The organism is Vibrio sp. 10N.222.51.C5 (assembly GCF_041474575.1).
GTDB lineage: Bacteria > Pseudomonadota > Gammaproteobacteria > Enterobacterales > Vibrionaceae > Vibrio > Vibrio crassostreae_C.
Genome location: NZ_JBFRUJ010000060.1, coordinates 1 through 12,892 on the forward strand (window position 1 = coordinate 1; position 12,892 = coordinate 12,892).

The following is a 12,892-nucleotide window of genomic DNA, read 5'->3' on the forward strand; positions in this document are numbered from 1 at the left end:
ATATCTATATCTATATCTATTTGTAAATTCAAAGCCTTCTAGCACCAACTCACTCACTTTTCCTCGCAAGCTTAAACCAGTGCACTTAACTGATTGTTGGCGATGGCTTAACACCGCTCGTATATCGGGTCTGAAAAGAAAGTAAAAAAAACCCACACAGCTGGTGACTGTATGGGCATGTTCGGACGAGCCGTCTGGAAAAACAAATGATCAATAGAAAGTGAAAAAACGAATAACGAGATCCCCCGACAGTTTCTACGTTAAACGAGTTCAATGACCTTAAAGCGGCTGCTTCAATTATCACTTTGAACTGAACAAAAGCATCCAGAAAGAACTTAAGTTATGATTCAAATACACCATAACTTAAGGCTTATTGTATTACAAATAAATTTTAAGATTGAATGCCTTGAGTGAATGGTTGGTTGGTGAAAATGTGACCTAAGGCTCACTTTCCTAGTCAGGTGACCGAAAGTAATATGAATAATTTGAGTGGAGGCATTATCGGCGAAGTTGTGAGGTAATCATCTGAAAGTTGATCATTTTTAATTGGTTAATTATTCCTTTCTAATCATGTTAAAAGTTCAAACTCATAAATGATACCTATGTCACAGGGTGATTTTAACCAGTTTTGATATGTCAAGATTGCTCACAGAAAGTGCAGTAAATTAAACATACAATATTAATTAAATTGATGGTTGTGACGATGGAACGGCATGAACAAGTTTTGCTTCCCGTATCTTCGAATATCTAAAAAATGACCATTTCATTCGGATAAAAATAATAGACATAGGTTGATATGGATTATGAGTTTTATGAATTCAAAATTGTCTCTAGGGTTTAAAGGAAAATTGATTTTAATGGTGGCGATCGTCAGTTCCAGTGCCTTGGCATTTACGAACTGGTTCACGCTTAACTTGGCGACGGATCAAGTAAACCAAACGATTTATAACGAGATTGATCACTCGTTAACGATAGAAATTAATCAGATTGAAAGCACCGTCCAGCGCACCATCGATACGGTCAATTCCGTTGCACAAGAGTTCATGAAATCCCCATACCAAGTACCAAACGAAGCGCTGATGCATTTTGCCGCTAAGCTCGGTGGTATTGACAAGATTGTAGTGGGTTTTGATGATGGTCGTTCTTACACTTCTCGTCCTTCAGAGTCTTTCCCAAACGGTGTTGGAATCAAAGAAAAATACAACCCAACGACTCGTCCTTGGTATCAACAAGCGAAATTGAAATCAGGTTTATCTTTTAGTGATCTGTTTTTCACCAAGAGTACTCAAGTACCTATGATTGGTGTGACTTACACCTATCAAGATCGCGTCATCATGGCAGACATTCGATTTGATGATTTGGAAACTCAGCTCAAACAGCTAGATAGCATCTACGAAGCCAAAGGTATCATCGTGGATGAGAGAGGGATGGTAATTGCATCCACAATAGAAAACGTGCTTCCACAGAGCAATATATCTTCTGCTGACGCCTTAATGAAACTCAATGAAGCTATTGAACTACCTGACCAATTCATTGAAGGTATGATTGATGGTAATCAGCGAATCTTGATGGCTAAGAAGGTCGATATTGGCAGCCAGAAAGAGTGGTACATGATTTCTAGTATTGATCCTGAACTTGCGCTCGATCAGCTGAATGGTGTGATGTCGGATGCTCGAATGCTGATTATTGCCTGTGTGTTGGGGTCGGTCATATTGATGACTTTACTCCTGAATCGTTTCTACCGCCCAATCGTGTCATTGCGTAAGATTGTTCACGACCTTTCTCAAGGTAATGGCGACCTGACCCAAAGGCTCGCAGAGAAAGGTAATGACGACCTAGGACACATCGCCAAAGACATCAACTTGTTCATCATTGGCTTGCAAGAGATGGTTAAAGACGTGAAATTCAAGAACTCAGATCTTGATACCAAGGTATTAAGTATTCGAGAAGGCTGCAAGGAAACCAGCGATGTACTGAAAGTTCATACCGATGAAACGGTTCAGGTGGTCTCTGCGATTAATGGATTGTCCGAGGCTTCAAGTGAAGTCGAGAAGAACTCACAGTTTGCGGCAGAAGCAGCGCAAGATGCGGCCGTGTCCAGTGACGAGACTAAGCAAATTAACACTGTGACCGAAACGTACATCAGTGATCTTGAGAAGCAAGTTTGTACGACGTCGGATGATATTCGTTCTATGGCCAATGAAACACAGAGCATCCAGTCGATAGTGTCTGTGATTGGTGGTATTGCTGAGCAAACCAACTTGCTTGCGCTGAATGCATCCATTGAGGCGGCGAGAGCAGGCGAGCATGGTCGAGGTTTTGCTGTCGTGGCTGACGAAGTCCGTGCGCTAGCAAACCGAACTCAAATCAGCACCTCTGAAATCGAAGAGGCGTTATCTGGGTTGCAATCTAAATCGGATGGCTTGGTTAAATCGATCGAGTTAACGAAGAGCAATTGTGAGATGACTCGTGCTCAAGTTGTGCAAGCGGTAAACATGCTAGCGAAGCTGACGGAACAGATGAAAACCGTGAGTCACTTCAACAACGATATCTCTGCTTCTTCTGTCGAGCAAAATGCCTTGATTCATAGTATCGCTAAGAACATGCATAAGATTGAAAGCTTCGTTGAGGAACTCAATAAGCTAAGCCAAGATCAACTGACAGAGTCGGCTGAAATCAAAACACTGAATGGCAGCGTTAGCGAGCTAATGAGTAGCTTTAAAGTCTAACGTTTCTATTAATAAACACTAAAAATCAATGTTTTAATTGTGGCTTTTAGCCTGAGAGCCACTCCAAACCTGTCGAGTTTAGAGTGGCCTTTCTGCGTTGTTTTTGTCTCTAAATCCTCGGTAGCGCCACCTCATATCACCTCATTTGTCGCATCTCACATTATGATAAATAGATAATTGACATAAAATAGTACAAATATATCTTATCACTCTACTCTTATGGATAAGTGAGATAAATGTGAATAAGCCAACCCTCATCGTCGCTCTCGCTTCACTCACCTATGGCTGCGGTGGAAGCAGTTCAAATAGCTCAAGTGATAGCGATGACCCTTCTGATAACACCAGTCCAGGAACGTCTTATGGCGTTGTTGCGCCTTATGATATTGCTAAGTATCAAAACATCCTCTCCAGTTCTGACCTTCAGGTATCGGATCCTAACGGCACAGAGGGCAACAAAACCTCTGAAGTGAAAGATGGCGATTTCGATGGTTACATCAGTAATTACTTTTACGCAGATGAAGAGACGGAAAACCTAATTTTTAAAATGGCGAACTATAAGATGCGTTCTGAGGTTCGTGAGGGAGAAAACTTCGATATCAATGAAACGGGTGTAAGACGAAGCTTGTATGCGGAAATAAGCTTACCTGATATCGAGCATGCAATGGCGAGTTCACCTGCCGACCATGATGAAGTGACGTTGCTGCAGATACACAATAAGGGGACTGATGAGAGTGGTACGGGTTATATCCCTCATCCGCTATTGCGTGTGGTTTGGGAGCAAGAACGAGATGGCCTCACAGGTCACTACTGGGCAGTCATGAAAAACAATGCCATTGATTGTAGCAGCGCTGCTGACTCTTCGGATTGTTATGCCACGTCATACAATCGCTACGATTTAGGTGAGGCGGAATTGGACAGTTTTACCAAATTTGATCTTTCTGTTTATGAGAACACACTGTCGCTCAAAGTGAATGATGAAGTAAAAGTGAATCAAGACATCGCTTACTGGCAGCATTTATTGAGCTACTTCAAAGCGGGTATCTATAACCAATTTGAGAATGGTGAAGCGATTGCTTACTATCAGGCGTTGAGATACACCACGACTCAAATCGATGGATCAAACGATTGGGACATTAATGATTGGAAGCTGACTATTCCACCGAGTAAGAATGATTGGTATGGAAGCGGTGGTGACAGTGCTGCTGAGTTAGAACCAGAACGTTGTGAATCGAGTAAAGATCTTCTTTCAAATGACAGCGATGTGTACGACAGTGATATTGATCTTTCTTACTTCAATACTGATGAAGGAAGAATGCACTTTAGAGCGGATATGGGATACGGCACCTCTACCCAAAACTCTAGCTATATTCGCTCTGAGCTCAGGGAGTTGTATCAAAGCAGTGTTCAACCGGATTGTAGCACCAGCGATGAAGATACAAGTTGGTATTTGGACGACACTAGAACGAACGCTACCAGTCACGAGTTAACCGCAAGCTTGCGAATTGAAGATTACCCGAACATCAACAATCAAGATCCAAAAGTGGTACTTGGACAAATCCATGGTTGGAAGATCAATCAAGCATTGGTGAAACTGTTATGGGAAGGCGAGAGTAAGCCAGTAAGAGTGATACTGAACTCTGATTTTGAGCGCAACAACCAAGACTGTGATCATTGTGACCCGTTCAGTGTCGAGTTAGGGACTTATTCGGCAAGTGAAGAGTGGCGATATACGATTCGAGCCAATCCAGAAGGTATCTACTTGGCGACTCATGATTTAGATGGAACCAACACCGTTTCTCATTTAATCCCTTGGGGACAAGATTATACAGACAAAGATGGCGACACTGTGTTGTTAACCTCCGATTGGACATCGACAGATATTGCTTTCTATTTCAAAGCGGGCATTTACCCTCAATTTAAACCTGATAGCGGCTATGCTGGTGAGGTGTTCGATGTCAGCTTTAGTTCTCTTAGAGCGGCACACTATTGATTGAGTCGAGATTTAAGCCGTTCCTACATTAAATTAAAAGATCACATTAATGTGGTCTTTTCGGTTTTTAGGGAGAGATAAATCGGCGTTTTCTGATTGCTGGGAACTCGTCTTATTGAGTTTATAGCTCGCACATTCAGTGGAGGAGAGCCGTAGATGACGAGCTTATTTTGTATTCTAAATTTCTATATATTGTCTTTTATCAATAGGAAGTGTGATCCAGTTAAAGCATAGAAAAATCGGAAAGTGTTCCCAGTCTCATTTATCCAATGAAGTGTTTTATTTGTATTATAAGATTACGTAATATTTTAATGTTATCGCAAATACTGATAGGTGAATCGCCTTATAGCTCGTGTTTGCTGATTTGGCTTTCACTTACGAACGCTGTCTTTGTATTATAATAATGGATTAAATATGAAACAAATTACTCTAAAAACTTTACTCGCTTCTTCTATTCTACTTGCGGTTGGTTGTGCGAGCACGAGCACGCCTACTGCTGATTTTCCAAATAACAAAGAAACTGGTGAAGCGCTTCTGACGCCAGTTTCAGTTGCCGCTAGTAGCCATGATGGTAACGGCCCAGATCGTCTTATTGACCAAGATCTAACCACACGTTGGTCTTCAGCGGGTGACGGTGAGTGGGCAATGCTAGATTATGGTTCAGTTCAAGAATTTGACGCTGTTCAAGCATCTTTCAGTAAAGGTAATGAGCGCCAATCTAAGTTTGATATCCAAGTGAGTGTCGATGGTGAAACCTGGACGACGGTACTTGAGAACCAACTGAGTTCTGGTAAAGCTATCGGTCTTGAGCGTTTCCAATTTGAGCCTGCGGTAAAAGCACGTTACGTAAGATATGTTGGTCACGGCAACACCAAAAACGGTTGGAACAGTGTGACAGGATTAGCCGCAGTTAACTGTAGCATTAACGCATGTCCTGCTAGCCATATCATCACTTCAGACGTGGTAGCAGCAGAAGCAGTTATTATCGCTGAAATGAAAGCGGCAGAAAAAGCACGTAAAGCAGCGCGTAAAGATCTACGCTCTGGTAACTTCGGCGTAGCAGCGGTTTACCCTTGTGAGACGTCAGTTGAATGTGATACTCGCAGCGCACTACCTGTTCCGACAGGCCTACCAGCAACACCAGTTGCAGGTAATGCACCGAGCGAAAACTTCGACATGACTCATTGGTACCTGTCTCAGCCATTCGATCATGACAAAAACGGCAAGCCTGATGATGTGTCTGAGTGGAACCTTGCAAACGGTTACCAGCACCCAGAAATCTTCTACACAGCGGACGATGGCGGCCTAGTATTCAAGGCTTATGTGAAAGGTGTACGTACCTCTAAAAACACTAAGTACGCACGTACTGAGCTTCGTGAGATGATGCGTCGTGGTGACCAGTCTATCAGTACGAAAGGTGTTAACAAGAACAACTGGGTATTCTCAAGTGCACCTGAATCTGATTTAGAAGCTGCGGCAGGTATCGATGGCGTTCTAGAAGCGACATTGAAAATCGACCACGCGACAACAACGGGTAATGCGAATGAAGTAGGTCGCTTTATCATTGGTCAGATTCACGATCAAAACGATGAGCCGATTCGTTTGTACTACCGTAAATTGCCAAACCAACCAACGGGCGCAGTTTACTTTGCACACGAAAGCCAAGACGCGACCAAAGAGGACTTCTATCCTCTAGTGGGAGACATGACGGCTGAAGTAGGTGAAGATGGTATCGCACTTGGTGAAGTGTTCAGCTACCGTATTGACGTTAAAGGCAACACGATGACGGTAACGCTAATGCGTGAAGGCAAAGACGATGTTGTACAAGTGGTTGATATGAGCAACAGCGGCTATGACGTTGGCGGCAAGTACATGTACTTCAAAGCAGGTGTTTACAACCAAAACATCAGCGGTGACCTAGACGATTACTCTCAAGCGACTTTCTACCAGCTAGACGTATCGCACGATCAATACCAAAAGTAATCGAACCGAATAGCACTTAATATTTAAGTTATCGCAATAGCCTCCAACCTCAGGGTTTGGAGGCTTTTTTGTGCCTGTTGTTTGGGTAAGGTAAATAGCAGGCCCTTCGATAGTTCGACTCAAGAGCTGGTGGTTAGCCTTGTTGTCAGTTCTATATTATGTATCGAAACTCTTCGCTCAGTCTCCAACAGCGCTTCTTATTCGCCTTATGTGACTGCATTTGTAAGCCTTGGTTCAAGCTGTTGTTACTGAGAACGATAGGCTTAGGTTGTCTTGGGTATGATTAAACCAACCACCGCATTAATACTGATATCTAATGTCTGGATTCTAAGGGCAGTTTACTAGTTGAGAATACGGCTTGTTAACAGCGGAAGTTATTGAATTAACAGATGTGGTTTTAGTTACCAACAGAAACTGATTTTGACGTTCGATAACATTCTAGAAGCCTCAATAGAAATTCGCGAGGTGACTTATTAGAAGTGAAGGTGATTTTAGATAATCGGTGTTTAGGTTCTAGGCGTGTACATTGGACCGGTACAAAAAAGCCTCTAGCAAAACTAGAGGCTTTTGGCAGAACTAAATAGGCACTACTCAGCTGTAAACTGAGCTACACGCTCTTGGATTTGTTCATCAGTAAGTACTTCATTCCAAACTGCGATATTGTCAACTGAACCATCAAAGTTCTTATCACTACTAGAAGAACCACCTAAAAGAATAAACTTGTCATCTGTTGTATTTTCAACAACATCGAAATCGACACTTTTCGAGTGAACAAGAGTACCATCGATATACAAGTTAGCAGTCGAGTCTGAGTGACTGTATGTCGCCAAGATGTGGTACCAATTATCTTCAACAAGGTATACGTCTCCTTCACTAGATTTCGCTTCGGTACTTAAGCCATTATCCTCTGCATCAAGGCCTCCATACACCTTAAACTTGATTGAGTTGTCTGATGACTCTAGGTAGAGCTTAAACCCTAAGTAATCACTTGTTTCCGCGAAATCAACAAGTGAAACGTCTGAAGAGTACCCAAAACGATCTGCTTTGATTACTGTCTCTACAGAAAATGACCCTTCAATTGCTTGAGCACCAGTAGTAGTTTCAGAAGTTGCATTGTAGTACACGTAACCATAGCCACCACCTGTAGCTGAATCTTGGTCAATATGCATTGCACCTGTACCAGCTGCGCCTGCTGTCGTTGTGATTAAAGGAGATCCTGACTTACTCGTTAGATCATTTTTAGCACTGCCGCTATCTACTGCATAATCGGAGCTATCAAAAGTGTACTCATTTAACGCAACCGGAAAGTCTCCAACTGGCGGCTCTGGGTTTTCTGGATCGACAGGAGCCTCTCCAGTCAAACTAATAACCGTAGCTTCAGAAGTGCTACTGTTATACGGGTTGTTGTTTAAGTCATATCCAACGGAGTAGTCATTGAAAGTGTCTTTGAACTCTTCAACATACTCTCCAGTAGACTCATTAAGTGAGTATACTTTTAGGTTGTCGGCAATCAGTTCATATGGCGTTACGCCACTGTTTGTACCTAGACGAAGGGCAATAACTTGAACTTCACCTGAACTATTTGATGAGACCGCTCCAGTATAGGTTTCACCATTGATGGTAAAGGTATGTGACGTTGGCGTCCAAACCACCTCGACAGTTGCATCAAACGTGTTGTTTGCATCAAAGGTACCGCCAGTCGCAGTTAGTGAACCAGAAGCGTCGCGGAATTGAATAATACCGTCACCAATCGCTATGTCACCGTGATGATAAGCGTTGCTTACTTTATCGTTCTCATCATTGGTTGAATAAAGCGAAATATAAGAGTTGTTCTGACCTTCATCAATTTGAGTGCTATCTGGATTAAGTTGGTAGGTTAGATCAACAGTTAACTTACCTGAAGAAATCGTTTTGCCGACCGTAGAGCTCGTGTTTAAGATCTTCAGTCTCAACTCACCAGTATCATCGGTTAACGTATCTAAAATTTGAGCGGCATTATTAACCCCTGAAGCTTCATCTGCTGTGTCTGCAGAACTCGTAACTTCATTATTTTCGCTGTGGTCGGTACCTGAAATAGGAATGTTGCCGCCAATACTAAGCCCACCGTCAGCTGCGGAGTAATCACCATCTACGGATATTGTGCTTACTGAACCATCATTATTGAATAGCGTGAACGCAACTTGACCTGAAGTATCATCTTCAATTGTCTCTTCATAAGTGGTTTCAAATCGTTCGTATTCACCGAGTGTGGTGTCAGCTGAATTGTCAGTGTAGTAATAAAGTGTCTCACCATCTGCTGAGAAGCGATATACGTTGGGTAAATCAGTACTACTCGATGATGAATAGGCTGCTGAGAATGCTGAAGTATCAGAAAATTCCCAATAACCATTTAATAATGCTGAGGTAGGTGTTGCAGGATCGGTAGAACCATCCGTCGGAATAGGTAAACCATCACTGTTACAACCAAATAATAAACCTGTCGAAAGGGCGACAGCAGTAGCGACTTTAGAAATCTGCATAAAATATTCTCTTTATGATATTAAATCCATATGTAAATCACATAAGAAATAGATAATAAGTAGTCGTTAAATATTTTTAGGATAAAGCTAATATTTATTAGAACATCCTATTCTTTAAAATAAAGTAATTTGAATAGCCCAAATTTTTACGAGAGGAGAGGGCTAATTTAATTAATTTGACTATTTAGAATGAGTAAGCAACACCAACGCGGTATTTAGCTTCACGATCTTTAGAAGACGAGCTGATATCAGATGACCAGATTTCTGCAAAAGGTTTCCATGAACCAAACTTGTAGTTTACTTTTAAACCTGCGTCCCACTCCCAATCATCACTATTATATAGAAGTACGTTATCTAGCGATTTTACATAGTTAGCTTCGTAAGAAAGGCCAAGTTTAGGTAGAGATTGAATTTTGTAAGAACCCGTTAGTGTGACTTTTGATTTCTGTGCTGACTCTAAACGCTCACCAGTCTCTGAATCTTTGTCACCAAATTGAGTGTGGTTGCGGAAATCAGCATACTCGTGACGGTAACGAATGGCAGTCGTTAATCCCATATCCGCATTATAACCAACACGGAATTGAGGTTTGTAAGTGACTTTTTTCATCTTCCAGTCACCGCCGTTGTAGTTCGGCTCATCCCAGTCCCAAGCGATCGGCATACCAACTTGTAGATACCAGTTGTTATCGACTTTGTAAGTTGCTGTATTTTCTACTTCCATACCGTAAATATACCAATTGCCGTCATAGAAGCTTCTACTGTTTGCTGACTTAACTTCACCAGAATCTGCGTCGTAGTAAGAATCGTCAGTATGAAATTTCACTTCAAGGCCAGTTGAGTGCTTCCACTTATCTGATAGTTTGAAGCTATGACCTAGTTTTACACGGTGCTGGTGGCGAGCGTCGACATGAGCTTCATCGCCGTTGGTTTTTGTATAATCAGTCGCTGCACGATACTCATAGCGGTAATCAAGTGTTGTCGCTGATGCCATTCCTGCAAATAAAGTTGTTGCCACTGCGATAGCAACCATATTCATTTTTTTCATCATTACTCTCGTATTTTTAGATTTAAGGTTAAGTAAAGGTAGGGTATTCCTAGTGAGCCACCCAATAACTCATACAATAATCTTATATGTTAAGATTATGAAAAAGTGTGAGCTAGGCTGCAATGCGAATAAATCAAATATTGACTAGTTTATTAATTGAGGGGTGAGTCACTCATTTTTGGAATGTGACATACAATAAATGGTCTTTTTTGTTAAAATTAGCGGTTTTTTGGTCGTTAATTTAACATTTAAGTCGCTATCTATAGCAAAGCGTTATGAATATCCCATTTTTAATGCTGTGTTTAATCTCAATAATGACGCCCCTCTCAGTTTTCCAATGTTGACGAGAAAAGCAAAAAACATGTGATAAAATAATACAAATGTTTTATGGGTGGTGTGACAATAGGAAGCGCTCGGCTATCAGATAAATGACTTTTATCTTTTAATGGGCCGTGGTTTTGGGAGTGTCATGCTTAGAATTTTTGTCCAATGGATGGTCGCGGAAAAAATGAAAAACGTAATATGTTTGGCAGTAACTGCTTCAATTTCTTTGGGAGCCTATGCTTCTGACATGAAAGCTCCAGCCAACTACAGTCAGTTTCGAGATATTTTGAATATGTCAAAACTTCAGATGTCAGATCCTGATGGTAAACCTGGCAACAAGAAAGATTATGCGAGCAAAGGCAATTTTGATGGTGTTGTGTTTGAACACTTCTATGTTGATGAACCCACTCAGGCACTGGTCTTTAAAATGGCGGGTTACAAGAATCGCAGTGAGATCCGCGTTAATGACAACTTTAAGGTCGATGAGCCTAATAAGTACCATCATTTGAGTGCTGAGTTCATGCCCATTAACCCTCGCGATTCGGTAAAAAACAGCGAAAAAAAACGTGATGAAATGACGTATCTGCAAGTACATAACAAAGGGACGTACTACGACGGAAAGCCAGGTTCTCATGGCGAAGGGTATATTCCCCATCCTTTAGTTCGTGTGGTGTATGACGCCGACAGAAGTGGTAAGACAGATTGGTATTGGGCAATCATTAAAAACAATGCCGTTAATTGCAGCTCAAATAGTGGGAATAAAGGATCAACGGAATGCAAAAAGGCTTATATAAAATTGCCACTGGGTCCAATAGCTGAAAAAGGTACAGATAAGTTCGATATTTATGTCGGCAACCAAAGGTTAATTATAAACCATAACGACAGCACAGTTGTTAATCATGACATTAGTTATTGGAAAGATATGGTTAGCTATTATAAAGCGGGCGTTTATAACCAATTCAAGAATGGTGAAAGCGAAGCCCACTTCTACAATTTAGTTTATTCAATTAAAGATTCAGCTGTTATTACCAACTAGGTTTCTTACACCTAGTTAATATTAATGGGATTACAAATACTCGTTTGTTATTAAGGATAATTTGGATGTTCAAAAAAAATATGCTTGCTGTAGCTTTGCTATCAGTAGTTCCTATTGTGTCGTTTGCAAATAACGGTGTGTCTTATCCAGTTCCCGCTGATAAGTTTGATATGCGAAATTGGAAAATAACGATCCCTTCAGATATTAATGAAGATGGACGTGTTGACGAAATCGAAGGGGTGGCAATGATGAGCTACTCACACAGCGATTTCTTCCACCTTGATAAAGACGGTAATCTCGTCTTTGAAGTACAAAACCAAGCGATTACCACGAAGAACTCGAAAAACGCACGCTCTGAGTTACGCCAGATGCCACGCGGTGCTGATTTCTCAATCGATACGGCTGATAAAGGAAACCAGTGGGCACTGTCGAGTCACCCAGCGGCTAGTGAATACAGTGCTGTGGGCGGAACATTAGAAGCGACATTAAAAGTGAATCACGTCTCAGTTAACGCTAAGTTCCCAGAAAAATACCCAGCTCATTCTGTTGTGGTTGGTCAGATTCATGCTAAAAAACACAACGAGCTAATCAAAGCTGGAACCGGTTATGGGCATGGTAATGAACCACTAAAGATCTTCTATAAGAAGTTTCCTGACCAAGAAATGGGTTCAGTATTCTGGAACTATGAACGTAACCTAGAGAAAAAAGATCCTAACCGTGCCGATATCGCTTATCCAGTGTGGGGTAACACGTGGGAAAACCCTGCAGAGCCGGGTGAAGCCGGTATTGCTCTTGGTGAAGAGTTTAGCTACAAAGTGGAAGTGAAAGGCACCATGATGTACCTAACGTTTGAAACCGAGCGTCACGATACCGTTAAGTATGAAATCGACCTGAGTAAGGGCATCGATGAACTTGACTCACCAACGGGCTATGCTGAAGATGATTTTTACTACAAAGCGGGCGCATACGGCCAATGTAGCGTGAGCGATTCTCACCCTGTATGGGGGCCTGGTTGTGGCGGTACTGGCGATTTCGCTGTCGATAAAAAGAATGGCGATTACAACAGTGTGACTTTCTCTGCGCTTAAGTTGAACGGTAAATAGCACATAGCATAACCAATAGTCTAGCTAGACGCAGTCCTTAAGGAATATTTTCGAAGACCACTTAACCGAATGTTGAGTGGTCTTTTTGTTTTATATGAGTTTTAAGATGAACTTGGTATTAATGTGACCTTGGTATCAATGAGGGTGTACGTGAAGCCTACCA

At 41.7% G+C, this 12,892-nt stretch carries 7 protein-coding genes; 5 read left to right on the plus strand and 2 right to left on the minus strand.

The window, feature by feature from the left end; genetic code table 11:
- Positions 1-857 precede the first annotated feature (857 nt).
- The 3 genes from AB4558_RS18700 (at position 858) to AB4558_RS18710 (ending at position 6,702) form a co-directional block, all read left to right on the plus strand.
- Positions 858-2,729, plus strand: a complete 1,872-nt coding sequence (locus AB4558_RS18700) for a methyl-accepting chemotaxis protein (protein WP_372073794.1) — start codon at positions 858-860, stop codon at positions 2,727-2,729.
- 238 nt (positions 2,730-2,967) lie between these two features.
- Entirely contained in the window at positions 2,968-4,719 is a 1,752-nt protein-coding gene (locus AB4558_RS18705; protein ID WP_372073771.1) for a polysaccharide lyase family 7 protein, read from the plus strand.
- Positions 4,720-5,133: 414 nt separating this feature from the next.
- Entirely contained in the window at positions 5,134-6,702 is a 1,569-nt protein-coding gene (locus AB4558_RS18710; RefSeq protein ID WP_372073773.1) for a polysaccharide lyase family 7 protein, read from the plus strand.
- A gap of 587 nt (positions 6,703-7,289) precedes the next feature.
- On the opposite strand, the gene AB4558_RS18715 is transcribed toward AB4558_RS18710, so the two are convergent.
- Both AB4558_RS18715 and AB4558_RS18720 read right to left on the minus strand, forming a co-directional pair.
- Positions 7,290-9,221, minus strand: a complete 1,932-nt coding sequence (locus tag AB4558_RS18715; RefSeq protein WP_372073775.1) for a LamG domain-containing protein — start codon at positions 9,219-9,221, stop codon at positions 7,290-7,292.
- Between the two features lie 184 nt (positions 9,222-9,405).
- Positions 9,406-10,266, minus strand: a complete 861-nt coding sequence (locus AB4558_RS18720) for an oligogalacturonate-specific porin KdgM family protein (protein WP_372073777.1) — start codon at positions 10,264-10,266, stop codon at positions 9,406-9,408.
- A gap of 469 nt (positions 10,267-10,735) precedes the next feature.
- Between AB4558_RS18720 and AB4558_RS18725 the strand changes: the two genes are divergently transcribed.
- Together AB4558_RS18725 and AB4558_RS18730 are read left to right on the plus strand one after the other, a co-directional pair.
- Positions 10,736-11,626, plus strand: a complete 891-nt coding sequence (locus tag AB4558_RS18725) for a polysaccharide lyase family 7 protein (protein ID WP_372158983.1) — start codon at positions 10,736-10,738, stop codon at positions 11,624-11,626.
- Between the two features lie 65 nt (positions 11,627-11,691).
- Positions 11,692-12,729: a polysaccharide lyase family 7 protein gene (locus tag AB4558_RS18730; protein ID WP_372158984.1), complete on the plus strand. Its 1,038-nt coding sequence runs from the start codon at positions 11,692-11,694 to the stop codon at positions 12,727-12,729.
- Positions 12,730-12,892: the final 163 nt, after the last annotated feature.